Raw genomic sequence first — 25,674 nt, 5'->3', positions numbered from 1 at the left:
TGGTACGTACTTTAGAAAATGAATTTTTAGCTAGGAAGAGCAGCTGGATAATAAGCTAGGCGACGATCAACGACAGCACCCAGACGCTGGCCAGACCGGCAACCGAAAGTACTGAGGTCAAAATCGACCAGGAGAGCAGCGTTTCTTTTAAGGAAAGGCCAAAGTATTCCTTGATCATCCAAAAACCAGCATCGTTAACATGGTCACAGAAGACCGAGCCGGCACCGATCGAAAGAACCATCAAAGCACTCATCGTTGGCGACATGTGGGCCGTCATTGGTGCAATCAAACCAGCTGCCGTCATTGAGGAAACGGTTGAGGATCCAAGCGATACCCGTAGCAATGCCGTAATCAGCCATGCTGCCAGAATTGGTGAAATGTTGGTGCCAGAGAACAGCGTTGAAACGTACTTGGAGATGCCACCTTCAACCAGCACTTCCTTAAAGGCACCACCACCACCGATGATCAAAAGCATCATCGCAATCTGCTTAACGGAAGTGGTCATCGACTTGGAAATCTCGCTCATCTTTACTTTGCGCGCCAGGCCCATCGTCCAGACCGCAAACAGCAGTGACAAGAGCATGGCCGCATCGGGAGCACCGACAAATTGAATGAATTCGTTGACTGGGTTGGTCTTAGAAAGGACGAAAGAGCAGATCGTGGCAACGGCAATCAGAATAACCGGCATCATGGCCGTCAGAACTGAGATACCAAAACCAGGCGTTTCTTCCAGCTTGAATTCCTTGTATTCACCAAGGACAGAAATATCAACGTCTTTGCGGTAAACAGATGGGTAAAGCTTGTGCAGGAAGTAGTTGAAGACTGGACCAGAGATGATGATCGTTGGAATGGCAACAATAATCCCCAAAAGCAGCACGTGACCTAAAGTAGCACCCAGAATGTCGGTAATGGCCGTTGGTGCCGGGTGTGGTGGCAAGAAGGCATGGCAGACGTTCAGCGTAGCGGCCATTGGAATCCCTAGGTACATCAATGGCATGTCCAGCTCACGAGCAATGATGAAGATGATTGGCAAGACAACAACCAGACCAACTTCAAAGAACAGAGCCAGCCCAATGATAAATGAGGCCAGGATTACGGCCACTTGAATCCAGCGCCGACCAAACTTGTTGATCAATGTCGTAGCGATTCGGTAGCCACCACCAGCATCAGAGACCAGCTGCCCCAGCATGGAACCAAATCCGAAAATAATTGCTAAGTGGCCCAGCTGACCGCCGATCCCGGTTTCAATTGCCGTTGGTATCTTGGCAACCGGAATCTGCAGACAAAGCGCAATGATAAATGACGTTACGACCAGTGAGACAAACGTATTGAGCTTCAATTTAACGATCAAAAAGATCAGAATCAAAACCCCTAGTAAAACAATAAGCAGTGGCATAATACTTCCCCCTTGCGATTAATTTTCCTGCTGCAGCCGAGCAATCGTTGAGTAGGCCGGCTTGAGCAATCCTTCAACCTGTTTAAACAATGGCAGATACTTTTGATATACCTGGACCGTGGCGGCGTCTGGCTGATAAGCGCCAACGCTACCAATAAAGTCTTGCACCGCATCCAGATCATCAACCATGCCCAGACTCTTCATCGCCATGGTGATCGCACCTAAGCAACCCGATTCATATGATTCAGGAATGTTGACCGCGACATCCAAGACATCGGCCAGCATCTGCTTCCAGACTTCAGATCTGGCAAAACCGCCCGTTGCCGTTACGCTGGCAGGCTTGCCGACCAGATCACAGACCGCGTCATAGACCGTCGCAATGTTCATGCAGATTCCCTCCATCACTGAGCGCAGCATGTCAGCACGCGTATGCAGCGGATTCAGACCAAAGAAGCTGCCACGCGCATTGGCATCCCACAGTGGCGCGCGTTCACCACCCAAAAATGGATGGAACAACAGTCCGTGAGCCCCCGCTGGTACGCTGGCAATTACGTCATTGGCAATATCATAGACTGATTTGTCCTCGCTTTTGGCCGCTGAGCTGTCGACCAAATGATTAGCCGCCCATTGGAAAACATCACCGCCATTGTTCAAAGGACCGCCAACCACCCAGCGCTGTCGATCAATCGAGTAGCAAAACAGCCGCTGTTCAGGATCAACTACTGGATGATCAGTCGCGACCCGCACGGCTGCCGAAGTACCAATTGTAATCGCAACCGTATCTTGCCGCGTTGCCCCCACACCGAGATTTGAAAGCGCGCCATCAAACGCACCATAGACAAACGGCGTGTCATCATCAAGTCTCGTTGCCTGCTTGGCTGCCGGCGTCAGGCCGGTTTCTTGAGTCGTACCGTCAACGATCTCTGGCAGCTGCGCGCGTGTAATGCCAGTCAACTTGAGAATCTCATCGTCCCAGTCCTGAGTGTGCATGTTAAACAGTCCCGTACAGCTGGCCGTTGAGATGTCGACTCGAAACTTACCAAACAATTTCCAAAACAGATACGACTTGATATCAGCAACATAAGCAGCCGCCGCCATTTTTTCAGGCCGCGTCCGCTTCAGCCATATCAGCTTGGTCAAAGGCGACATTGGATGAATTGGCGTCCCAGTCTGGGCATAGATTCTGGCTCCATCCGGCGTTGCCTTTAAACGTGCCGCAACATCGCGCGCCCTGGTATCAGCCCAGGTCATGGCTCGCGTCAAGCGCTGGTGATTTTGATCCAGCAAAATCACGCTTTGGTTGGCATTGGAAAATGAAACTGCCAATACCTTGCCATTCAAAATCTTTGCACGCTCAGCCGCATCATGGATCACTTTCTCAACGGCAGCCACCAGATCATCTGGATTTTGTTCGGCCATTCCGTTGCCATCACGATAAAGCTGATACAGTTCTTTATATGAATCAATCACTTGTGCTTTTTCGTCGAACAGGACCGCTTTCGTGCTGGTCGTGCCGACATCTACCCCAATCAGATAGTTCATCTTCAACTCTCCCTTGTCTTTACACTTTTGAAAACGCTTTGGGTTATCGATACACCTAGTATAATAAATGCGCTTTCATATTTTGTCAACGCTTTCAGGCAAATTTGGGAAATCGATAAACCGAAATACCTTGATAACGCTGCTTTTTGCTCCTTAAAATTTTTTTAGACAGACCCCGTTCCATACGCTAAGATGGTTTCTAAAATGGATTTTAAAGGGGTCTTTTTCATGGATAATCAAGCACGCATCGACTTTTTGAAACAGCTGATCCAAATCGATACGGCAGGCGGCTTTGAAGACCGCGTTGCCACCGTTTTGCAGTCGTTTATGAACCAGCATGACGTCAGCTGTCGCCTGCTGCCGGTCATGCCTGGGCGCAGCAATTTTTATGCCCAGCTTGGCACGGGTAAAAATGGCAAGGCACTCGCATTTTGTGGTCATCAAGACGTGGTAAAGACTGAAGATCCCGCTAAGTGGCACTTTCCACCATTCAGTGCTCATATCGAAAACAAGCGTATGTATGGGCGTGGGACGGCTGATATGAAGGGTGGCCTGGCAGCCATGGCAATTGCATTGGCTGAGCTAAAGGATGAGGGAATTACCTTGAATGGCAAGCTCGAACTTTTAGGAACCGTTGCCGAAGAAAGCTCCAAGATCAATCACATGCAGGGTGCCCAGCAGTTTGCCAAGGATGGATATGTTGACAATATCACGGCAGCCATTTTTGCTGAGCCAACCAATGCCGATATTGCCTACGCGCATAAAGGATCGATCACCTATCGCATTGACTCGGTCGGCAAGGCAGCTCACAGTTCGCGACCTGATCTGGGCTTCAATGCCATTACGCCTCTGATTCATTTTTATCAGGCACAAGAGCAATACTTCCATGAATTGGTAACTCAATATGAAAATCCGGTTTTGGGACGTGCCGTGCCGGTAGTCACTAGGATTGATGGCGGCGAGCAGCTCAATGCCGTACCCGATCACGCGGAACTTTTCGTCAAGCTCAGAACCATCCCCGAAACAAACAATGACGATATCATCGCCCGTATAAAACGTATTATTGCTGAGATCAACAAACAGGATCACGCCCAGCTTTCCATAGAGATCCTCGGCAGCAAAATCGCGGTAACCACCGATCGTAATGCGGAAATCGTTAACATTGCTCAAAAGGCTGCCGCCGATCATTTAAAACGCAGCTTTAACGTCCGCGGCATTGCTTTTGGCACGGATGCTTCAGAAATGACCAAAGCCAATCGCGACATGGACGTTTTGGTATTTGGCCCCGGTAACGCCACGGCCCATAAGATTGACGAGTATATCGACTTGGATCAATATCTCAGCATGATTGACATCTACAAGCAGATTGCCCGTGATTATCTTAACTAGACCCAAAGAATTTCGATCAAGCCAGTATCTATCATGCCCATTGAGTAACTAGACGAATCAAAAAATTCATCTGGTTACTCAATGGGCTTTTCTAATCTCAAAATTCAGCTAAAAAAACGGCTTGACTACGGAAAAAACCGCAATCAAGCCGCGTCAGTTGCTTTAATTGTTTTGCATCACCGATAGAATATCGAGACCATAATCAAGCCAATCTTTAATTACTTATCTTTTCAATCTTAGACTACACATGAATACTATGCTGCTCAAGAATTTCTGAGATTTTTATCATTTCGTCTTCGGTATCTTCTGCCATGGTAATCTGTATCATCAGTGCTTCACCTTCATCAGTTGTGAAATTCACCAGATAGCCGTTCTTTCTTAGGAAAAGTAGGGTTGCAAGAAATGACGTTCGCTTGTTTCCATCTACAAAAATATGCTTCTTGGTAATTTTTTGCATGATATAACCAGCTTTCAGCCAAATCGTAGGATAAAGAGTTCGTCCAAAAACAATCATCTGTGGCTGTTCAACTACTAATGAAAGGCCAGCAGGATATTGAATACCCTGGTAATGTTGCCCTACCCCTGCAAGTGCATATTGATTAACGGCGATTATTTCTGCTTGTGTTAAATAGATCATTTATCTTTTAACCGTTCCATCAATTCGCTGTTATCATCAAAAAGCTGCTTGATCATTGCTTTAGTCTCGTCACTAACCTCTTGTTTTTTGCGAAAAGTAATGGTCTGACCATCTGGTGAAATACTTTTTTCAAACTCGTCGCCTGGGTTGGCATGAAGAAATTCCTTATCACTTTTAGTCAATCGCAGGCCAAATGAGTTGCCCGTTTTGAAGAGTTTGGATTTACCCGTCAGATTAATCATATAATCACCTCGTAATTACATAATAACATATTGTAGTTACAAAAGTCATTTAGAGCTAATTGCCCTCATAACCCTTACAGTCGCGTTTTTTCTCCAAAACATAACTGAATTTTTAGGGATTTAGGATTTTTTAAACTAAGCGCAGGTCTGCAAGCAAAACGGCCTGACTACGGAAAATCCGCCATCAAGCCGCATAGCTAAATTTTATCTGTTAATTTTTTACTGATAAAACATCGCACCATCCAACCGAAAGTTTTTAAGCAATCGTTTCACTAGCCGTAATTTCTTCAACCCGCTTAATAGCTTTTGCAACTTCTGGCGCGCTCGTGTCGATTGGCAGGAAGTGAATCTGCGTGCCATCTGCGGAAGTATCGCGGGCAATCTGAGCTACAACATCTTGATCACTGCCATCAAGATTCAAGTCTTCCAGACATACTGGCAGGCCCATGCTGCGGTAAAGCGGCAAAAGCTCAGCCATTTCATCCTCACGCTTTTCAAGAGCCAAAAGCACCAGAATCCCATAAGCAACCCGTTCGCCATGCAGCGAATCGCTGGTTTCAGGGAAGACGGTCAGTGCATCATGAACTGAATGAGCACCGGTTGCTCGTGCAAAGTAGTCGCCCCAGCCACCGACCAGACCAGACGTTACGATCACCGTTTCCACAACTTTGCGGAAGATTGGCGTTACCTTGCCTTGCTTCATGTCGGCAATCGCCTGTTCGGAGTTTTCCAGCAGATCATCGCGGCAGGCCTGCGCCATTGCCCGCGAAATCGTCAGCTGTACGTTAAACTGTTCTGGCTTCATGTTTTCAAAGATCATTTCTGATTCATAGTATTTAGCCAGCGTGTCGCCAATCCCGGCAACAAAATAGTTAATTGGCGAATTGACGATTACCTTAGGATTAAGCAGCATAATGTCAGCCGTTTCTTGGTAGATTTCATGGTTGATGTGCTCGCCATTTTCATGATAGTGCACACTCAAAGCCGACCATGGGGCACAGTTGCTGGCCAAAGTTGGAATCAGGCCCAGTTTAAAGTGCGTTCCAGTCGTAACGCTTTTAGCAGTATCCAGACACTTACCGCCGCCCAAGGCAATGACCATGTCAACCTGCTTTTGCGTGGCAATTTCTTTAACGCGCGCGATTTCTTCGTATGAACATTCACCATTAAAAGGCACGTCAACAATCTCAACGCTGGCTGGCATCTTTGGCATGTATGGCTTTGCGGCAGTCCATGATTTTTCACCATGCAGGAACAGCACTTTTTTAACGTTGCCTTCCTCAAAGTAAGTTGGCAGATATGCGTAGGCATCATTGTCAGAGATAAAACGTTGTGGTCCACATTGTGAAAACATCATGGTAGATTCCCTCTTTCATGTATCTTATGTTGTGTCGTTTAGCAAACCTATGACCGGCAAAATAAAAACTCCCATTCGCTTTGAATGAGAGCTTTGATCAAGGCCCTCAGCTAAGCTAAATAAGGGCCAAATTATTTTCAGTCAACACTGAATAATAATCGGGTCCTTGATAGTCAGCATCAGCAGGGCTTGTTTTTTGGAAGCCGTTTGATGATTAAATTGAACTTTTAATTGAGCTTTCATTAGTAACGGCTCCTTTCTATTTTAACCCGTGTCATGATTTGATGGTGCTAGTTTATGATAATTAAATTAAAATGTCAATATGTTTTCTAATTTAAATTAAAATTAATTAGTTTGATTTATTAAAATAAGTTAATGTCAAACGAGGATGAATACTATTGCCGAGCGTTGAATTCATCGACAATCGGCGTTTTCAACTGCAGCTACTGTAAACACAAAATAATTGTCATCTGGCAAGATAGCCCCTTTTAAAGAGATTAGTAAATCATTAGTTCGACTCTCATCAATCAATCCGTTCGATCACCAGGCGATTAACCTGACTGCTCTTCATTTGCTATAATATTTTTGCTTACATTAAGGGGGAGTTTTCAATGGCCGATACGAAAGGAAAAGCCGCACGCTTTATGCTGATCAAGCTGCTGACGGAAGGGATGGTAACCAGTAGCGAGATCGAAGCAGTTGCCAATGTCAAATCAGATGCCATCAACAAAAATTTTAACAAAATCAAACAGTGGCTGGCCCCAATGGAAATTACCGTTCAGCCATTTAACGATCACGACCGTATTTTTCGGTTAAATACGGCACCCAAAACCATCGATTTTCGCCGGACATTGATTATTGCCAAGATTATCATTGCCAGCCGAGCCTTCAGCGAAGCCGATCTTTCCGCGGTTATCAAAGGATTGCTGGCACCATTTAAAGTCGTCAATAAAGATGAGCTTTTAAAGGTGCTTTTAAAACCTAGCCGCGATGAGTATCAGCCCGTTCAATCGCTGGTTGACGTCAACATTTTTGAGACGATCTGTCATGCCTTGTCTGATCAACACGTCTTAAAAATCGTCTATCAAGATGCACATGGTCAAGTTGCCCAACGTGAATTGGATCCACTAAGTATCGATTTTAATGACCACTACTTCTATCTGCGCGCGATCCTATACAATGTGCCAGAAAGAGCTAACAACATCAGAAACTATCGCATTGATCGCATCCGGCAGGCCAGTCTGACCAGCCTGCCAATCGATTGCGATCCCGATGCTATTGAAACCAGCCGTAGCGCCAACATCAACAGTCTGGCCAATATGTTCGGCAGCATTAATGGCACGGTCGAAAAAATCGTATTCCGCTGCGCGCGTCGCATCATTGAGCCTTCACTCGATAAATTCCCATACGCTGCCAAGGTTTATCATGAATCCGACTTGACGACACCGATCTATGATGCCAGAAAACAAGAATCATTTGACTTTAATCAGTTGGCTGCGGATGAAGAAAACGTCGTCATTGAAACGCACGTGGCCAATATTCAAGGTGCTTTGATCTGGCTGCTCAGCGCTGGTTCACAAGTCAAGATTTTACAGCCAACTGCGCTGGTCGAAAAAATCAAAAGTGAGCTTACGGCTGCCCTGGCCAACTATCAATAAAAGCCCTCATGCTCAAATGGCAAAGAGAGCTGATGCGCTGAGACATTACTATCTATAAAGCGGTTAAGAGGTTGCGTTAATTCTCAGCCTCTTTTTATTTAACCTGATTAAGATACAGATTTAACAAAAGTGAGATTAAAAATACCAAAATGGCGCCGCCAAAAAGCAGAATGCGCAACGGTGCCCAAAAGCCCATTAGCATCAATGCACTGACCAGCAGACCGGATTTAATTCCCAGTTGACAGGGATGCTGCCAATGCTCTTTTTGCCACTTGTGATTGATGATGCGAACGTCTTGTTTGATCTCATCGCGATTAGCGGCATTATGGTCATGCTGCAAATAGACAATCATCTCTTTTTGATTGCTGATCCCCCACCAGCAATAGCGTGGCTGGACGAACTGACTGCGCGAGATCTTGGCTGGATCAAACGTATGCTGATGTCGTTTTTCGGCACGTCGGATAATGCCAGTCTTAATCTTAACATTGCCTTCTTTGTCATAAGCAGAAACCGGCACATTGATTAAGGCGCCTTTAATGATCAAAAACCAGTCTTGGTGGTGCTTTCTTTCGTGCTGGCGCATGGCGTACTGAACGTCTTTAGGCAGCTGATACCAATGCTTTTCTCCATTTGGCAATTCAACCTGCACCCAAAAGCTGTACCATTTCTTGCGCTTAGCCTGCTCAATTTCAGCTAAGGCACGCTTGGCAAATGACCAGTCACGCGTATCCGGCTGATGATCCATTCCGATCCCCCCATTAAAGTCTATTGGTCAATTTCTATTGGTCAATTATAGATGAATCAGTCATTAAACTCAAAGCTGCCCGTCTCGCCATGAAACGGGCAGCTTTTAAAATTTAAAGATTTCTTGATTTTAAGCGGTGCCGACTGATTTAATGCTAATCAATAAAACGCCGCAAAAAGTCAAGTTCATCGGCATTGCAACGTGCCGCAATCTCGGAATCTTTTTGATTAACGTGAAAGACGTGACCGCGGGGATGCTGAGAGTCGCCATAGCTTCTGAACTCATGGAAGATACCACGATCAATCAGATACTGATCGAAACGAACGGCTGTATCATGCAGAAAGTCCTGGTTGGCAGTCATGATAAAGACCGGTAAAAAGTCTTTGGTAATGTAGTTTTCGACTTTCAGATCATACGGATGCAGTGAACGGGCATGCCCCGTAAAATAGGCATCCAAAATGCTTGGTTGAGCCAGCTGCCGCTCTAAAAAGTAGCAGCCGCAGTTAAGCAGTCCCGCTTTCAATTTTAAATTTGGCATCGTCATCCCTAATAGCTGCGCATATTCCGGATTGGTATACATGACCAGATACTGCTCAGCCATCTGAGCTCCGGCACTGTCACCAGCAATAAAGACGTTATTCAGATCCAGATCGTATTTGTCGCCATGCTCAGCCAGCCACCAAAAGACCTGATTGGTTTCACGCAATTCGCTTGGATACTCAACTTCAGGCGCCTTACGATAGTTGAAGTTGATAAAGGCAAAGCCCATTCTTGCCAGCGCCAAGCCATAAAACTGATAGGTCTCCTTGGTACCATACACGTAGCCGCCACCATGCACATGGACGATTACAGGCACCTTTCCTTCGTAGCGATGTGGCCGATAAAGATCCAGCAGGTTGGATTCACCATGATCGCCATAACGAATATTATCGAAGCGATCGACGTTCTCGGGATAAGGATTCAGTCCTGCGTCACGTGCATCGTCATTTTCTTTAGCTTCATGACAGAATTTATCTGCAATCGGCAACCACTTTGGGTCAACGTATGAATTGATTTCCGTCATTAAAAATCCCCTCCGCTTCTAAATCATCTAATCCGATTATAACGCTGATAAAAAGCGCTGTCTTTGGTTAATGCTTAGCTGGCCGCCGCCTGAACTGCTGACCCAGATAGCTGATCAACCCGATTAACGCAATCCCAACCGTAATCTCAATTGCTAGAGGCGTTACAAAGCGAGCCAGAAACAGACAGCACAACAAGGCAATTATTGCCAAGATCATCTCATAAATGTCGATGTGATCAATTTTACCTTGCTGACGCCGCCGTTTTAAATCTGCCAGCTCCAGCTTAATCGTTGCCATGGCCACAAAAGCGTACTGCACGACGGCAATCATGATGCTGCAGGGAATCAGCGCCAGATAATCTCCTGTCATTACCAAAATCAAAACGATTCCGGCCGTTAAAAGCGTAGCCACGTATGGAACGCCATTTTTAGTCTTAATGCCGATAAACTTAGGCAGCAGCGCTTTTTCATTAGCCAAGGAAGAAACCACGTATGGCGTACTGTAAAACATTGAAATCGCCACGCCGGCAATCGATCCCAGCATCCCGATCATAATCACGATCTCGCCAATTTTGCCAAACCGCTGACCAAATGCCCAAGCCAATGGTGCATCTGCGTTGTCGATCTGATTGCCAAGCATCCCGATTGCCACGCTCATGGTAACTATATAGATCAGTGCAACGCAAACGACTACGCTGATCAAAAGTTTTGGCAAGTTCTTTTTAGAATTATGAATAGATGAGGCTTGCACCGGCAAAAATGAAAAGCCTGGAAACATAAAGAAGATCAACATAAATGCATGATCAAAATTTCTGGCTGAGGAGCTGGCGGCCACATTAAAATTATCCAGATCGAGATAAAAGATCCCCAGCACGATAAACAGCCCCAAAATCGTCAGTTTCAAGGCCGTAGAAAGATCATTGGCCCAGACTGATGCCTTTTTGCCCAACAGCCGAATCGTCAGCAAAATCAAGATCAGGCCAACCCCCGCCCAGCGATAGACCGCAAGCTCGCTTAGCTCAGGCAGCCATGGCCTTAGTCCGCGCAAAAAAGCCGCGATCTCAGTAGCAATTGCCGCGGCTCCCTGCAGCCAGGTAAACAGTCCGATCTCAAAACCCCAAAATCGGCCAAACTCCTTATAAGTATAGTACCAACCCGCGCCATTGCCTGAAAAGTGATGCGCCATTTCAGCATAACAGTAAGTCATTGCTAAAACCGCCAATGCCGCTAGCAATATCAAAATCAGGCTCCAGTTGCCTGCTTCTTGAAACAGCACGCCAGGCAAAAGAAAAATTCCGGAGCCAACCATGCTGTTGATGCCAAATAAGAACACCGAGGCAAAGCTGATTTTACCTGCTTTATGGTTCGACATGACCGTCACCTCTTTAATAATAAAAAAGTCTTATTATCAATAATTTATCACTGCTTTAAGCTGTTTGTCAGCTTTTTGCTGGTGGGTAAACTATTGATCAGCTTTTTTAAATTGCCGTCTGACCTGCAAGAATCGCAAAATCATCTAAAAGACGGTACGATTCAAATCAACAAGGCCTTTTCTATTTGAGATTTTCTGCTATACTGAAACCAAGTTGAATATTTTTCCGCACTAGGGGAGTCCATGTTCTGGACTGAGACGCGCGCAGTGACGCGTAAACTCTTTGAACCTGTTAAGTCGATGCTTGCGAAGGAAAGTGCTTTTTCTTTTTTGAATTGGAATCAACCAGATCCGCGAGCGTTTTGACAAGTTCGCGGATTTTTTATTTCAGCCAATCAAAGGAGGAATTCAAATGAGTCTGATTGCTCAGCTGCGCAAGCAAAATCCAGTAGTGCTGACGGTAGCCAACATGGTCACGCCCGCTGACGTTGCCAATGGCTTAAACGTTTTAGGTGCTTCACCAATCATGTCCAAGGCTCCTGAAGAAGCTGAAGACATGGTTAAAATCGCCCAGGCCGTGACGATTAATCTAGGAACCGTTGAAGCCGAACAAAGAAAAGAAATGCTGGCGGTTATGGACGCCGCGCAGTTTTTAGAGGTACCAGCCGTTTTTGATCCGGTTGCGTGTGCCGGCAGCGCCTATCGTACCCAGGTCGCCAATGAGCTTTTGAATAAGTATCATTTTGCCTGTATCCGCGGAAACGCCGGCGAGATTGCGGCCTTAGCCGGGATTGACTGGCAAAGCCACGGAATCGACGCGGGATCTGGGGATGGTGATCTGACCGTCATCGCGCAAAAATGTGCCCAAAAATATCGGACCGTCGTTGCAATGACTGGAGCCGTAGATATCATTACTGATGGTCAAAAAGTCATCAAGGTTCCATTTGGCTCGCCTTTATTTGCTGTTCATGTAGGAACTGGCGACATGCTTTCTAGTATTATCGCGGCCTTTATCGGTTTGGGAGGCAGTGTCTTAGAAGCGGCTGCCACGGCTTGTGAGGTGTTTGCCCTAGCCGGCCAGGCCGCTGCCAAGCAGACCCAAATGCCAAGCCGCTGGTACGACATGTTTTTGGATAATCTTTACCAAGCTGATGATCAATTGATTGCAGCCTGGCAAACCGAATTACAGAAAGAAGACTAAAGATGATCAATGAATTTCCCCAAGCCCTTTCAATTGCCGGCTCTGATTCAGGTGGCGGCGCCGGTATGCAGGCAGATCTAAAAACCATGCAGATGCGGCATGTATTTGCCACGACTGTTTTAGTCGCGATTACGGCACAAAACACGTTGGGCGTTCAAGATGCCATGCCGCTGCCTAAAAAAATCATTGATGAACAGTTTGCCTCTTTAAACGCCGACTTAAAGATTCGCGCCTGCAAAACTGGCATGCTGGCTGATACTGAAACCGTTGAAACCGTCGTCGCCAATCTCGGACAATACGACTTTGGACCACTGGTAGTTGATCCAGTCATGATTGCCAAAGGCGGCGCACATCTGTTGACCGACGAGGCAATCAGCACGGTCAGAGCCAAGCTGCTTCCCCTCGCCGATCTGGTAACGCCCAACCTGCCGGAAGCAGAGGCGTTAGCAGAAATGACGATCAAGAACAATGAAGACATGAAAAAAGCTGGGCAGCGGCTGTTGACTTTAGGCGCCAAGAACGTTTTGGTCAAGGGCGGTCATTTTAACGATCAAAAACAGGCCAGTGATTTTGTATTGCTGGCTGACGGGTCCAGCTTCTGGATGAGCTCGCCGCGCATCGATACCAAACGTACGCATGGGACTGGTGATACGATTTCGGCCTGCATTACTGCGGAATTGGCCAAGGGCGTATCAATGGAAAACGCAATTCGCATTGGCAAAGCCTACGTAGAAGCCACGATTCGCGATGGCATCCAAGTTGGTCATGGGCATGGTCCTTTGAATCATTGGGCTGTCTAGGAGGTGTCACGATGCAATTTAGAAAAGAAATGCTGCATTGCTACCTGGTTGGCGGCACCCAAGACGTCAATCATGATCCAAAACGTTTTCTAAACGACGTATCAATCGCAATGGACAGCGGCATTACCGCCTTTCAGTATCGCGAAAAAGGCACCAGCCAACTTGACCAAAAACAGCGCGTACAGCTGGGACTAAAGCTGCGTGGTCTTGCCGATCAGCATCACATTCCGCTGATCGTCGATGATGACGTTGAATTGGCCCAGGCTATCAACGCTGATGGTATCCATGTTGGGCAAAAAGATCAGCGTATCGAACAGGTCTTAGCCGCGGTTGGGAATATCATGTTTGTCGGCTATTCATGCAATCAGCCAGCACAGATCGAGCACGCCAACCAATTGCCGGTAGCATATGTCGGCAGTGGACCGATTTTCCCGACCAGCTCTAAAAATGACGCCGATCCAGCTATGGGCCTTGAAAAACTGCATGAACTGGTCAAACTAAGCACTCATCCAATCGTAGCCATTGGCGGCATCAGTGAGGCCAACATGCAATCAACGCTTGAATCTGGCGTGGCAGGGCTTTCCATGATTTCGATGATTCTGCAAAGTCCTGATATCAAAAAGACAGTCACCGCCGTCAACTCCTTATACTAAGCTGGTGAAACAATATGAACGCAAACTCAACCAAATTTTCTGAAAAACTGCATCAAGCAGCTGCACCACTCTGGCAAAAAAGCATTCACCATCCATTTATCACTGAACTGGCCAGCGGCAAACTGCCATTAGCAACCTTTCGCTATTATCTGACGCAGGATACCAAATACCTGGCCGCGTTTGAAAAGCTGCATGAAAGAACCGCCGCCCTGCTTCCTCAATCACAGGGCGCGTTGCTCTTAAAGCTGGCCAATGGTTCCGGAGAAGACATTCAGCGCAGTCCCATGCTCCAACAGCTGCATCTTAATCCAGAAGAGATCCAACAAGCTCCCATTGCTCCCAACAACTACGCTTACATTACTCATATGGAGCATCAGCTGAGTATTGATCCCGCGGCGGCCGTGGCTGGTCTGTTGCCATGCTATTGGCTTTATGATGAGATTGCCGACTATTGGAAAAATCAAACCAGTCCCGTGCCTGTATATCAAGCCTTCTTTGACAGCTATCAGACGGTTGGCTTTGATACCAGCACACAGCAGCTGATTGATCTGGTCAATGAGTTGGCCGCTAACAACAATGAAACCGTCAAGCAGCAGATGATGACGGCCTTTTTGCGCAGCAGCAGCTATGAGCTGGGATTTTGGCAAATGGCTTACACTCACCAGACCTGGGCCGACCTCAATAATTAAACAGCCACGATTTAAAAACGCTGGATTGCGTCTGACAACCCAGCGTTTTTTTAATGTTTTGCGACCGCATCGTTTAACTCTTTGCGATCTCCCAAATAGATCAAGAAAATGATTGGCACAATGACCAACATGACCGGATAAAAGGCTTTGAGCGGCAGATATTCATCAATCAGACCGCCTAAAATTGGCCCCAGCGTCATCCCGATGTCAATGCCCAGGAAAAACGTTGAACTGGCCAGTCCCTGCTCTCCTTGTGGCGCCAGCATCAGAGCCGTTGACTGACAGACTGAGTAGATGATGCCGTATCCCATCGCCATTTCAGCAGCCGCCAAAGCCATTTCCCAATTGGTCCTCATAATTGAAAGCATGATCAGATAAAAAACATTGGCAATCAAGCTGGCAATCAGCCATTTACCAAAGCGTACCGTATCAAACTTAGTGCGCAAGCAGAGCCGAATCACCAGCAGAACGGCGGCATAGATCATAAAATAAGCTCCTACGGCAACCGTTAAGTGGCGCTGCTCAACATAGGTCACGATATCAGCCTGTGTGGCAAAGTATGGGATGGCAAACAGAGCCGTCATAGCTGCTACTGGCAAGGCATTTTTTTGAATAATCTTGATGTGCCCATACCGATTTGACCGTGGCTTATTTTTGGGCACTGAGCGATCGCTAACGAACTGAACGATTATGGCAACCAGGAGTGCCGAAGCAGCCGAAATGATGATGGCATGCCGATAGCCGATCACATGGTACAAATTGATGGAGACGGCCGGTGCAAAGGCCATTGCCAATGCGTTCATGATGCCATACAGCCCCATTGCCTCGCCAACATGCGACAACGGCACCAGACTGGCCAGCCAGGTCGTCATACAGACGGTACACAAGACATAGCCGGTCCCGTTGATCAATCGAAACAACATCAAAAGGCCACTGTTTGGTGCCAATACATAGCCGCTGACACCGATAAAACTCAGCAGGCCACCGATTGATGCAAGTCGATACTTGGAAAAGCGATCCGTCATATTGCCGGCGATCGGTCTGAGAAACATTGCCACCAGACTCATCATCCCCGCAATTACACCGGCAAAGGTACTGCTGGCCCCCAGTTTTTGTGCGTAGCCATTAATCAGCGGATTGCAGTACATGTTGCTGAACATAAAACAAAAAGACGCAATCATGACTAAAATCACGTCTTTGGTATAGATTGATTCCCGTTTTGCCAAAATGCCACTCCTCATAAATCAATAATAATTTATCATTATACTCTAATAATCAACGTAATAAAAGAGCACCGCCGTTTTTAACGACCGTGCTCTGTTTTTAATATTTAGCTAGGTATTCATCGACTGCTTCGTGAAAATCGTTTTCCAACTCTTCAAAGGTGCGACCCTCATACAGTACTAAATGACGCGCGCCAACGACATGGCCAAACAGCCCCTGCTTGCCGCTCATTTGTTCAACAGTGCCTTGATGCCCGCGATAGTTAAGCACCATTCGATCTTGATTGCCAGACTGCATCGCCTGCCGACTTTTTTCATCAGTCTTCTTGCCAAAATAAAACGCGCCTGGCAAAGCAACTACCAAAGCCCCCAAAACTGCCCAGCCGTCATCACCGGCAGCAGCAAGCGGCAGACTATTCAAGGATGATAACGCCGAAGTAGTACTTTCCGTGACCCCGATACTGGCTGCCTGCGCGGGAACTGCCACCAGCAGTAGACCAAACAGAACCAGACTAAACATCATCATGCGAGTTTTCTTCATTGTTATCCCCTCCTTGAAAATAAACCACGTGATATCTTACCGTTCCATGATAACATGTTTCGTAACGTTTTAGCAATCGTTTCCAATCCTATGCTAAAAAGACGTACAACGTTGTACTTTTTTGGCATAAAAAGACTGATGCACTGTTAAGCACATCAGTCATGAATCATCTTAAAGCAGTTTCATAACCGCGGCAATGCTGGAGTAGGCCATAAAGGCAACCACGATCCAGCCTGTCCAAGTCAGCCAAGCAGGATGGTGATAATCGCTCCCCATAATCTTGGCCTTGTGCGCGGCAACCAGTAAAATTCCCAATGCAATTGGCAGAATAAAGCCGTTCAAAGCCCCAACTACAACCAGGACCTTAGCTGGCTGACCGATGAAGTAGAAGATCGTCGTGGCAAAAACAATAAAGCCGATCGTAATCCAGCTGCGGAACTGATCAAACTTGGCATTGCCCTTCTTGCTGACCGCATAGTCCAAAAACGAAACTGAAGTAAACGTCGAACCTAAAACGGAAGACAGCCCAGCCGCAATCAAAACCAGCCCAAAGAACTTGTAGCCAAAATTGCCAGCTGCATACTTAAAGATCGAGGCCGCTGGATTGGTTGGATCTAACTTATAGCCAGCCGTAACCACTGCCAGCCCTGCCAAGAAAAGCATTACTCGTACAACCGATGCCAGGCCGATGCCAGTTAAAGCGCCTTCATTGACGTACTTGATGTCTTTTTGACCATTGGCACCGCCAGCCAATAAACGATGCCCACCGGCAAACGAAATGTAGCCGCCAACGGTTCCGCCAACAATCGTCAAAATCGAGTAAAAGTCAATGTGCGCTGGCTTAAACGTATGAACTACGGCCGTTTCATAAGGTACTTTCATAACGCACAGAATATAGATTAAAACCAGGACAATAATGGCCGCCAGAACCTGGACCGTACGATCAACCGCTTTAAGCGCGTCTTTAATTACCAAGACGATGATAGAAAAGATTCCAATCAAAACTGCCCCATTTTGTGGTGAGATGCCAAACAAAACGTTAAGCCCTAAGCCAGCCCCGCCGACGTTTCCAATATTGAAAAACAAACCGCCAATCGCCACCAATGCACTAAGCAGGTAGCCCAAGCCAGGAAAAACGTCATTGGCAACAACCTGAGCCCGTTTGCCGGCAACGACAATGATGCGCCAAATATTCAGCTGCACGACAATATCAACTAAAATACAGATCAAAATAGCAAAACCAAAGTCTGCTCCTAATTGTCCCGTAAAAGTGGCCGTTTGCGTTAAAAAGCCAGGACCAACCGCGGACATGGCCATTAAAAACGCGCCACCAATCGCGGCCGAGCGAAGTTTTTTATCATGAGTTGCCGGCAGCTCAGATGCGCCATTTTTTGAGTGCTTTTGCATAGACATCTTCCTCCCTTATGCAATCTGTCGTTAGTTACAAAATCAAGCATGGTGGGGATCAAAAGGTGCGATTTCAATTGCCGCATCTTTAAGTGCTGAGCGCAGCGCCCGTACGATTGCCAACGCTTCTTCATTGTCACCATGCACGCAAATCGTATCGACTTGCAGCTCAACATGCTCACCAGTAATTGCGGTAACGGCCTGATCTTGAATCATATGGACCGCACGTTTGGCAACTTCTTGCGGATCATGCAGCACTGCATGCGGCTTGACCCGAGGTACCAGCGTTCCATCAGCTTGATAAGCCCGATCAGCAAAGATCTCGCTGGCATAAGGCAAACCAACTTCACGAGCTGCCGTAATCAGTTGACTGCCAGCCAGCCCATAAATTGGCAATTCAGGATCAACGCGCTTAATCCCGCGACAAATTGCCAGTGCCAATGGCAGACTCTTAGCCGCGGCATTGTAAAGCGCGCCATGCGGTTTTACATGATGCAACCGATGTCCTTTGACAAAGCCTTGCAGTGCCGCCACTTGGTAGGTAATCATATTTTCAACGTTTTCCGGCTGCATATCCATGCGCCGACGACCAAAGCCAATCCGATCTGGATAACTGGGATGGGCACCGATAGCCACGCCATTTTTTTCAGCAATTGCTACCGTTTGAGCCATAACGTTGGGATCACCAGCATGAAACCCACAGGCAACGTTGGCCGTGGTAATCAGCGGCAGAATCTGTTCGTCATTTCCCAAAACATAATGACCAAAGCTTTCACCCAGATCACTGTTCAAATCAACTTTCATTTTGCAGCCCCTCCCTTTAGATCATTTATCTTTCCTGCTAGTGCTTTTTTTCTGCAGTTCATCAAGCCAGTTGACTGTTGCTGTTAGCCGTTGGAACGATGGCTCCTTTAAAATCTGTGCCAGCAATCCCAGGTTGGTCTGAATTCCAGTAATCACCGTTTCATCAATAATTGCCTGCATTTGTTGGAGAACCCGCTGGCGGCGATCACCATAGACGATGATCTTAGCAATCATGCCGTCATAGCTGTTGGGTACGACATAGCCTTGATAGATTGCCGTATCAACCCGGACACCTTGACCGCCAGGCAGATGCAGTCCGGTAATCTTACCCGGCGTTAAAGCGTTGATGCGGCATTCTAAAGCAAAGCCGTGCGTGGCAACCAACTGCGGCTCCAATTCGGCACCGGCCGCCAATCTAAGCTGCAGCTCAACCAAATCCACATTGGTAATCATTTCGGTAATCGGATGCTCGACTTGAATCCGGGTATTCATCTCCATGAAGTAATAAGAGCCATCATGGTTATACAAAAACTCAATCGTCCCGACACCCTCGTAATTCAATTGGGCAACCGCATCTGCTGAACGCCGCAGCATCTCATCACGAATTCGCGCGGGCACTACCACAGCCGGTGCTTCTTCCATAACTTTTTGATGGCGCGCCTGAATCGTACAGTCTCGCTCGCCCAGTGCAATTGCATTACCATATCGATCAGCAGCGATCTGAACCTCAATATGCCGCGGATTGGCCAGATACTGTTCCAGATACATCTGACCGCTGCCAAATGCGGCTTTGGCTTCGTCTTGGGCAACCGTAAACTTAGCCGCCATTTCTTTAGGCGAATTAACGATCCGCATGCCTTTCCCGCCGCCACCTGCACTAGCTTTAACCATAATTGGGTAACCGATCTCTTGAGCCTGGTCCAAAGCATCAGCCAAATTGTCAATCGTTGTACTGCTACCTTTGACGACCGGCAGACCAGCTTTAGCCACCGTCATCCGCGCCTGTTCCTTATCGCCTAGCAGCCGCATTACATCACCACTTGGGCCAATCAATTTAATCCCGTTTTCCAGACAGGCATCGGCAAATTCAGGACTTTCTGACAAAAAGCCATAGCCAGGATGAATGGCATCAGCGCCAGTCAGCTGGGCCGCTGAGATGATGGCTGCAATGTTGAGGTAACTGGCATTAACGTTGTCGGGACCAATGCAGACTGCTTGATCTGCAAGCTGAACGGCTAGCGATTTGGCATCGGTTTCGGAATAAACGGCCACTGTTGCCAAGCCTAATACCCGGCAGGTACGAATGATCCGAACCGCAATTTCACCGCGATTGGCTACCAGCACCTTATGAAAGGGCCATTTACTAACGGAATTATTTAATTTGAATAAGTGGCTGGTCATATTCAACCCCCTCTTCATTATTTACCAAAACCTTTTCAACGATGCCGTCACGATCAGCAACCACATTGGTAAAGACCTTCATGGCTTCGATCACCCCAACGACATCGCCTTGCTTAATATGGTCGCCTGGCTTGACGTATGGAGGATCCTGTGGTGATTTAGCCGTATAAAACACACCGATCGTTGGTGCATTAATCGTATTGCTGCTGGTAACGACTTCTTTAGGGGCCATGATGTGATGGCTGGGATTGCTATGCTGTGGACTAACACTGACCGGCTGCGCAAACGATTCACTATTGGCACGTTTAATGCGGATATGCTCGTCATCTTTTTCATATTCCAGTTCAGTTAGATCGTTTTCCTTGAGCAGTTTGATCAATTCTTCAATATTTTTGGTATCCAAATCTATCACCCCTTAAAAAGTCGTTGAATGCGCTGGCTGGCCTCGCGCGTAATTCCATATGGCATCTGGTAGCGTGCCATTTTGATGCGATAACGCAGCTCTTTTAAATTTTGCTGCTGCTGTTTTAACAGTTCTTGGGCTGCATTCAGCTCGATCAGTTCGAATTTAATCTGCTGTTTTGGACAGCATTGCACCAGTTTAGACAAGTCTGCTGTCGCCACGACTGCCAATAGTGGATAGCCGCCAGTCGTTTGTCGATCAGCCATTAAAACAATTGGTTCACCATTGGCTGGCACCTGTAAGCCACCCATTACCGTGGCTGCCGATAACATGCTTTCCTGTTTGGTCTGCATGGCATCGCCTTTTAATCGGTAACCCATTCGATCAGATTGATTCGTCACCGTATACGTTTCAGACAAAAATCGCTCATGATCTTTTTCATCAAATTTTTCCCACTGTGGTCCTTTTAAAACGTGAATCTTAACTGGGGTTTTCAAATCAGGCAATTCCGGCATTGGTGCGTGTCGATGATAATAACTGACTAAAGTAGGTTTAGCTTCGATTGGCAAGCGATCGCCACTGACTAACGCTCGTCCATCCATACCGCCCAGTTTTAAACGCAGCGTGGTTGAACGACTGTCAAGTACTAATGGCAAATGCAGACCACCCGCCACTGCCAGATAGCCAATCCGTCCTCTGATTGCGGGTCCGATTTTCAATATGTCGCCAGTATGTACTTGTAGACAGCGATATCCTTTGACTGGCTGACCATTAAGCTGAGCATGAAATTCAGCCCCTGTTAAGGCAATGAACGTTGTCGTCATGAAGCGCAGCGTTGGCCCAGTCAGTGAAAACTCTAAAGCAGCGGCATACGGCGAGTTGCCTACCAACAAATTAGCAACCTGCAAAGCAGTCTGATCCATTGCCCCAGAAGCCGGAAAACCATTAATCTGATGCATTGGTCGTCCCAGATCTTGTACGGTAGTCTGCAGTCCTGGCTCAATTACATTAATCATCGGCATCGCTTGTCACCGCCTTTACTTGATACTTTCCCAATTGATCAGCCAGCTGAATTTTTTGAAACTCGTCTTCATCGACGGCAAAGAACTTAACACTGTCACCGGCATGATAAAAACTTGCGGGATTTTTTTCATCATAGAGTTTCAAAGGTGTCTGCCCAATAATTCGCCAGCCGCCTGGTGAAGCAACTGGATAAAAACCCGTCTGCTTGCCGGCAATGCCGACGCTACCCGCGGGAATCTCCAGTCGCGGCTGTTCAAGACGTGGCATGGCAATTTTTTGATCAACACTACCCATATAGGCAAAACCAGGCAAAAAGCCCAAAAAGTAGATCAAGTACGCTTTGGAAACATGTTCATTAACGACTTCTTCAGTGCTCAGCCCGGCAAAACGCGCGACATCATCCAAATCAGGACCATGCTTACCACCATAACAGACCGGAATCAGCCAGGTCTTGGATGGTGGCAATGGCGCGCTCATTGATTTCTCAATTAACGGTTCAAGCTGATCTTTTAGTTCTTCAAAGCTGGTCTGGCCGCCATCAAAGGTTACCGTCAGCGTACGATAGGCTGGAATAATCGTTTTGACTGCCGATAAATGCTGTTTTAAGATGTAACGCCCAATCTGTTGTAAGTGCCGATTGACAACTGGATCAATCCGATTGGCAAACTCAATGGCTAAAGCCTGATCACCAACCGGGATAATCTGATAGCTGGTCACTGAACATCCCCCCTTCAGCCAGTGACTTAAATTTCTGAATTAATCATTATAAAATGATTAGAGTAACTTTCATGCTATTGTAATCGTCCTAACTTGTCAACCTTGCACATACTCAATGTTAATCGACAATTTTATTTTACTTTTTCAGCCAAAGCTACTTCCTTAGTTTTTCTTAATAAAATAAATAAAATAATCTTAAAAATTAAGAAAAATAAGAATTTTCATATTTTAAAAAAATTTTCATTTTAAAAAAGCGTCATGCCTGGATGCTGAAATCCGACATAACGCGATCAAATATTTTGTATTTCTGTCAAACAGTTCTCATCGTCATTTGAGAATGTTTTTCTGCAATTCAATCCTAAATTTACCGCTGATTGATCAAACTATTTTTGCCGCCGTGGCCGACGACGAATTATAAGCATGCCTGACAGCCCAATCAGCGCCGTACCAAGCAATGCCAAGGCAGATTTTTCATCATTACCGGTTTGCGGCAGCGCGGTCTGACCATGTTTTGATTCAGTTGACTGAACCGCAACCATAACTGGAGCTGTTTGACCATTGCCGATCTTCAATTGCGCAACTGCCGAATTGCCGAACGTGGTTTCCTGACTCTGATTTGCCTCAGTTGTTGAACTATTAGTATTACCGGTAATTTCAGTATCAGTCTGGTCATTTTGGCTGTCTGATGGAGTATCAGGCACGATAGGATGCAGCATGGCTTCAGCTTCTGCCGGCGTCAAATAGTTTTTGCGATCAGTAATTGGCGCCTTAATCAAATTACCAGCATTGGTTTGATCAGCAATGTAGTTCATAAAGACTTCCGTATCCGCACCAATTACTGCAATCTGGTTGGTACCCTTAAAGGCCGTAAAGCCGTCACCACCGCCAGCCAAAAAGTCATTGATGACCACACGATAAGTCTTGTTCATGTCTAACGGCTGCCCGTTTTCATCATAGGCGGCCACTACGCGATATGGTTGGTTAGGGTCGTTGTTGTCAGTGTAGTAATACTTAAGCCCAGCAATCTGCAGATAATACTTCTGATCCTCGTCATACTGTTGGTTTAAGGCATCGATCACCTGCTGGCCAGTCATCTCAACTACCCGCAGAATGTTACCAAATGGCTGCACTGCCTGAGCGGCACCCCAAGTAATCGTGCGGTCCGGTTCAACTACCAGATCGGCCCGCACCCCACCAGTATTAGTCATTGCAAAATCAGCATTAACGCCCAGTTTTCTAGCTTCAGCCAACTGTCCATCAACTACCAGTTCGCCAGCTTGGTTTTCCCGCGTTGCCGTGTTATGCAGACGACCCGTGATGGTTTCTGGAGTTGCTGCCTCCCCTATCTTTTGGTTGATAACTGGTGCAACTCGCTTGGTAGCATCCGCAACGATCCCCGCAACGGTTTGGTCACTGACGGCAGCTGGATTGTCTTTTTCAGAAAGAACTGGGAAGACATGAGAAACGATGCTGTCAGACGCAAAGTCGTTGGTCGCTGGATTGATGTAGCCAATAATGTCGTCATAGGCCTTACCGGTGTAAATAGCTTGCACTAATTTGACTGAACCAACCGTGGCATTGGCATATTGGTGCGAGTGCCCAGCCAGGTAGATGTCGATTGAGTTATCAGGATCGATTTGGTAGAGTTTTTCAATGATATCAACCGCTGTGCCCTTGGTTTCACCATTCTTGGTCTCCACCCCAGTATGTGCCAAGACGACGATCGCGTTGACGCCTTGATTGCGCAGAATCTTTTCATAATGCGCAATAGTTTCGGCTTCATCAAGAATCTCGTAGTCCTTATAGTTGTCGTAAAGTGTCAAAATTGGCAGATCGGTTGTTTCAATACCAATAAAGCCGATTTTAACGATTTTATTGTCACTCGTATGGATTTCCTTGATGATGTAGGGCTGGAAACCATATGGAATCTCGCCATAATTATCATCGGTCTTGGTGCCCTTGAGAATCACATTTGCCGTAATGATATTAATATCGGAGGCTTCGTGTGGGTAAGCCATTTCGGCGTCATTATACTGCTTGGTTGGCTGACCACCGGTAACGATCCGGTTAAATTCGCCCAGTCCCTCGTCAAATTCATGGTTGCCCAGCGTGCCATACTCAATATGCATTGCCTTGAGCGCATGCATGGTCGATTCATCCTGCAAAAGCGCCGAGTTGGCAGGCGAGGCACCCACCATGTCACCAGCCTCGACACGAATTGTTGTCCCCTCTGGATTGGTCGTCTTAAAATCACTTTCGGCTTGATTCAAAGAGCCAGCCAGTCTTTCGGCCGTCCCCGTATTTTGATAGGTCTGATCGCCAATCTGAGCGGTGCCGGTATTAGAAAGGCCACCATGAAAATCATTGATGCCAAGTATTTGAACTGGTACGTATCCCTGATATTTGGAAGGATCCGACCAATCAGCAGCCTGCCCCGGCTGACTGGCCGAATCTGGATTGGTAACTACTTGAACAGAACTGGCCTGGTTAGCTGGCGCTGCTACCGTCGTATCATCGGCACTGACCGGCATTGCCGACATCGTTAATCCCAAAATTGCTGAACCGAATAGGTAGATATAGTTTCTTTTTCGCATATCTTAAATTCCCCCAATATCTAAACTTAAGCGTTTTCAATCTAGCATAGATCGCCAAGTCCTGCACTTGATTAAAGTAAGTAATTAGTTAATAATTCGCTATTTATAGCGGAAATTAGCGTTTAAAATTTATTTTTTTATTTTATTATATTAAAAAAATAAAGTTAAACCTTTAATTTACATTTGAGATCAAGGGTCACTTTTAGGGGCTTTCATAAATTTAAATTCGCGTTATAATTATTGTGAATATGTAAACAATCAGAAGGTGAACGATTATGTCCGAAAAAGTTTTTGTTGCTCATGTCACTCTTAGTTGGGGTGAAAAACGTGACTATCTAATTGCTAATGATGTTGAACCAGGTCTGCAGCATCGTTTGGATACTTACGGTAACAGTTGGAATGAAGTAATGCACAATGCTTTGATGAACGTGCCGGTAGCACCGTACCTGCCGAGCAACTCAGTTCAGCCGCCGATTGCTACGGCTAAGGTCAGCGATGTCGAAGCTCGCGATTTCGGTCCAGCTGAAGAAAAACTGCAACGGACGCGCAGCCAGTTTATCATGGCCGCAATGTGGGAAAAACAGTCTGCTGAAGCTACTGCCAATTTTTTGCATCATGACTATGATCAAGCCAGTCAAGCCGAAATCTTTGCTGATGTCGACTACTGGGTCAATGGTACCAAACACCCCGATGTCTGGGCTCATACCAAACAGCTCATTGCAGACCAGCAAAAGCGTTTACGTGAAGAAACCGCTAATCAAAAGGCATAAATACAAAATTATCCCGATCACTGTTAAGGCTGTGACCGGGATTTTTT

24 protein-coding genes and 1 riboswitch are annotated in these 25,674 nt (G+C 46.6%); of the genes, 7 read left to right on the top strand and 17 right to left on the bottom strand.

Annotated elements, in window-relative coordinates; all coding sequences use genetic code 11:
* Nucleotides 1-55: 55 nt before the first annotated feature.
* Together ACLUWI_RS06550 and ACLUWI_RS06545 are read right to left on the bottom strand one after the other, a co-directional pair.
* Nucleotides 56-1,396, bottom strand: coding sequence for a gluconate:H+ symporter (locus ACLUWI_RS06550; protein ID WP_412146648.1), 1,341 nt, complete (start codon nt 1,394-1,396; stop codon nt 56-58).
* An 18-nt stretch (nt 1,397-1,414) separates the two neighbouring features.
* Entirely contained in the window at nt 1,415-2,938 is a 1,524-nt protein-coding gene (locus ACLUWI_RS06545; protein WP_412146647.1) for a gluconokinase, read from the bottom strand.
* A 228-nt stretch (nt 2,939-3,166) separates the two neighbouring features.
* On the opposite strand from ACLUWI_RS06545, the gene ACLUWI_RS06540 reads away from it, so the two are divergent.
* On the top strand, nt 3,167-4,327 hold the full coding sequence (locus ACLUWI_RS06540) for an ArgE/DapE family deacylase (protein WP_412146646.1): 1,161 nt from the start codon (nt 3,167-3,169) through the stop codon (nt 4,325-4,327).
* Between the two features lie 241 nt (nt 4,328-4,568).
* On the opposite strand, the gene ACLUWI_RS06535 is transcribed toward ACLUWI_RS06540, so the two are convergent.
* From ACLUWI_RS06535 to ACLUWI_RS06525, 3 genes are all read right to left on the bottom strand, one after another.
* On the bottom strand, nt 4,569-4,964 hold the full coding sequence (locus ACLUWI_RS06535) for a type II toxin-antitoxin system death-on-curing family toxin (protein WP_412146645.1): 396 nt from the start codon (nt 4,962-4,964) through the stop codon (nt 4,569-4,571).
* On the bottom strand, nt 4,961-5,206 hold the full coding sequence (locus ACLUWI_RS06530) for a hypothetical protein (RefSeq protein WP_412146644.1): 246 nt from the start codon (nt 5,204-5,206) through the stop codon (nt 4,961-4,963). The genes ACLUWI_RS06535 and ACLUWI_RS06530 overlap by 4 nt, the downstream gene beginning before the upstream one ends.
* A 256-nt stretch (nt 5,207-5,462) precedes the next feature.
* The gene (locus tag ACLUWI_RS06525) at nt 5,463-6,563 is read right to left on the bottom strand and encodes an iron-containing alcohol dehydrogenase family protein (protein ID WP_412146643.1); all 1,101 of its coding nucleotides are present in this window, start codon (nt 6,561-6,563) and stop codon (nt 5,463-5,465) included.
* Between the two features lie 611 nt (nt 6,564-7,174).
* Here ACLUWI_RS06525 and ACLUWI_RS06520 point away from each other — a divergent pair.
* Nucleotides 7,175-8,221 (top strand): helix-turn-helix transcriptional regulator, encoded by a 1,047-nt coding sequence (locus ACLUWI_RS06520; protein WP_412146642.1) that lies wholly within the window; start codon nt 7,175-7,177, stop codon nt 8,219-8,221.
* Nucleotides 8,222-8,315: 94 nt separating this feature from the next.
* Here ACLUWI_RS06520 and ACLUWI_RS06515 read toward each other — a convergent pair whose 3' ends face one another.
* From ACLUWI_RS06515 to ACLUWI_RS06505, 3 genes are all read right to left on the bottom strand, one after another.
* The gene (locus tag ACLUWI_RS06515; RefSeq protein WP_412146641.1) at nt 8,316-8,966 is read right to left on the bottom strand and encodes a hypothetical protein; all 651 of its coding nucleotides are present in this window, start codon (nt 8,964-8,966) and stop codon (nt 8,316-8,318) included.
* A 154-nt stretch (nt 8,967-9,120) separates the two neighbouring features.
* On the bottom strand, nt 9,121-10,029 hold the full coding sequence (locus ACLUWI_RS06510; RefSeq protein WP_412146640.1) for an alpha/beta hydrolase: 909 nt from the start codon (nt 10,027-10,029) through the stop codon (nt 9,121-9,123).
* A 67-nt stretch (nt 10,030-10,096) separates the two neighbouring features.
* A complete protein-coding gene (locus tag ACLUWI_RS06505; protein WP_412146639.1) occupies nt 10,097-11,401 on the bottom strand; it encodes an APC family permease in 1,305 nt (434 codons plus the stop codon).
* Nucleotides 11,402-11,624: 223 nt separating this feature from the next.
* Nucleotides 11,625-11,733, top strand: a riboswitch (TPP riboswitch).
* An 80-nt stretch (nt 11,734-11,813) separates the two neighbouring features.
* Between ACLUWI_RS06505 and thiM the strand changes: the two genes are divergently transcribed.
* The 4 genes from thiM to ACLUWI_RS06485 are packed head-to-tail and all read left to right on the top strand — an operon-like array spanning nt 11,814 to nt 14,744.
* Entirely contained in the window at nt 11,814-12,602 is a 789-nt protein-coding gene (gene thiM / locus ACLUWI_RS06500) for a hydroxyethylthiazole kinase (protein ID WP_412146638.1), read from the top strand.
* Nucleotides 12,603-12,604: 2 nt separating this feature from the next.
* On the top strand, nt 12,605-13,402 hold the full coding sequence (gene thiD, locus ACLUWI_RS06495) for a bifunctional hydroxymethylpyrimidine kinase/phosphomethylpyrimidine kinase (RefSeq protein ID WP_412146637.1): 798 nt from the start codon (nt 12,605-12,607) through the stop codon (nt 13,400-13,402).
* Nucleotides 13,403-13,413: 11 nt separating this feature from the next.
* Entirely contained in the window at nt 13,414-14,055 is a 642-nt protein-coding gene (gene thiE / locus ACLUWI_RS06490; RefSeq protein ID WP_412146636.1) for a thiamine phosphate synthase, read from the top strand.
* Between the two features lie 14 nt (nt 14,056-14,069).
* On the top strand, nt 14,070-14,744 hold the full coding sequence (locus ACLUWI_RS06485; protein WP_412146635.1) for a TenA family protein: 675 nt from the start codon (nt 14,070-14,072) through the stop codon (nt 14,742-14,744).
* Between the two features lie 50 nt (nt 14,745-14,794).
* Here ACLUWI_RS06485 and ACLUWI_RS06480 read toward each other — a convergent pair whose 3' ends face one another.
* The 9 genes from ACLUWI_RS06480 to ACLUWI_RS06440 all read right to left on the bottom strand — a co-directional run bounded on the left by ACLUWI_RS06480 (nt 14,795) and on the right by ACLUWI_RS06440 (nt 24,803).
* Complete coding sequence (locus ACLUWI_RS06480) at nt 14,795-15,970, bottom strand: MFS transporter (RefSeq protein WP_412146634.1); 1,176 nt, start codon at nt 15,968-15,970, stop codon at nt 14,795-14,797.
* Nucleotides 15,971-16,067: 97 nt separating this feature from the next.
* Nucleotides 16,068-16,508: a hypothetical protein gene (locus ACLUWI_RS06475; protein ID WP_412146633.1), complete on the bottom strand. Its 441-nt coding sequence runs from the start codon at nt 16,506-16,508 to the stop codon at nt 16,068-16,070.
* 171 nt (nt 16,509-16,679) lie between these two features.
* Nucleotides 16,680-17,915, bottom strand: coding sequence for an NRAMP family divalent metal transporter (locus ACLUWI_RS06470; protein WP_412146632.1), 1,236 nt, complete (start codon nt 17,913-17,915; stop codon nt 16,680-16,682).
* A 42-nt stretch (nt 17,916-17,957) separates the two neighbouring features.
* On the bottom strand, nt 17,958-18,719 hold the full coding sequence (locus ACLUWI_RS06465; protein WP_412146631.1) for a LamB/YcsF family protein: 762 nt from the start codon (nt 18,717-18,719) through the stop codon (nt 17,958-17,960).
* A gap of 21 nt (nt 18,720-18,740) precedes the next feature.
* Nucleotides 18,741-20,120 (bottom strand): acetyl/propionyl/methylcrotonyl-CoA carboxylase subunit alpha, encoded by a 1,380-nt coding sequence (locus tag ACLUWI_RS06460; RefSeq protein ID WP_412146630.1) that lies wholly within the window; start codon nt 20,118-20,120, stop codon nt 18,741-18,743.
* Entirely contained in the window at nt 20,092-20,532 is a 441-nt protein-coding gene (locus ACLUWI_RS06455; RefSeq protein ID WP_272208899.1) for an acetyl-CoA carboxylase biotin carboxyl carrier protein, read from the bottom strand. Before ACLUWI_RS06455 ends, ACLUWI_RS06460 begins: the two co-directional genes overlap by 29 nt.
* On the bottom strand, nt 20,529-21,545 hold the full coding sequence (locus ACLUWI_RS06450) for a biotin-dependent carboxyltransferase family protein (RefSeq protein WP_412146629.1): 1,017 nt from the start codon (nt 21,543-21,545) through the stop codon (nt 20,529-20,531). Before ACLUWI_RS06450 ends, ACLUWI_RS06455 begins: the two co-directional genes overlap by 4 nt.
* Nucleotides 21,532-22,263, bottom strand: coding sequence for a 5-oxoprolinase subunit PxpB (gene pxpB, locus ACLUWI_RS06445; protein WP_412146628.1), 732 nt, complete (start codon nt 22,261-22,263; stop codon nt 21,532-21,534). The genes ACLUWI_RS06450 and pxpB overlap by 14 nt, the downstream gene beginning before the upstream one ends.
* A gap of 383 nt (nt 22,264-22,646) precedes the next feature.
* Nucleotides 22,647-24,803, bottom strand: a complete 2,157-nt coding sequence (locus ACLUWI_RS06440) for a bifunctional metallophosphatase/5'-nucleotidase (RefSeq protein ID WP_412146670.1) — start codon at nt 24,801-24,803, stop codon at nt 22,647-22,649.
* 329 nt (nt 24,804-25,132) lie between these two features.
* Here ACLUWI_RS06440 and ACLUWI_RS06435 point away from each other — a divergent pair, with 329 nt between their 5' ends.
* Entirely contained in the window at nt 25,133-25,627 is a 495-nt protein-coding gene (locus ACLUWI_RS06435; RefSeq protein WP_412146626.1) for a hypothetical protein, read from the top strand.
* Nucleotides 25,628-25,674 lie beyond the last annotated feature (47 nt).

It is taken from the genome of Limosilactobacillus mucosae, from assembly GCF_046939755.1.
Classification (GTDB): Bacteria; Bacillota; Bacilli; order Lactobacillales; family Lactobacillaceae; genus Limosilactobacillus; species Limosilactobacillus mucosae_A.
Note: the sequence above shows the minus strand (reverse complement) of the source record. Positions and strands in the feature narration are given on the sequence as shown.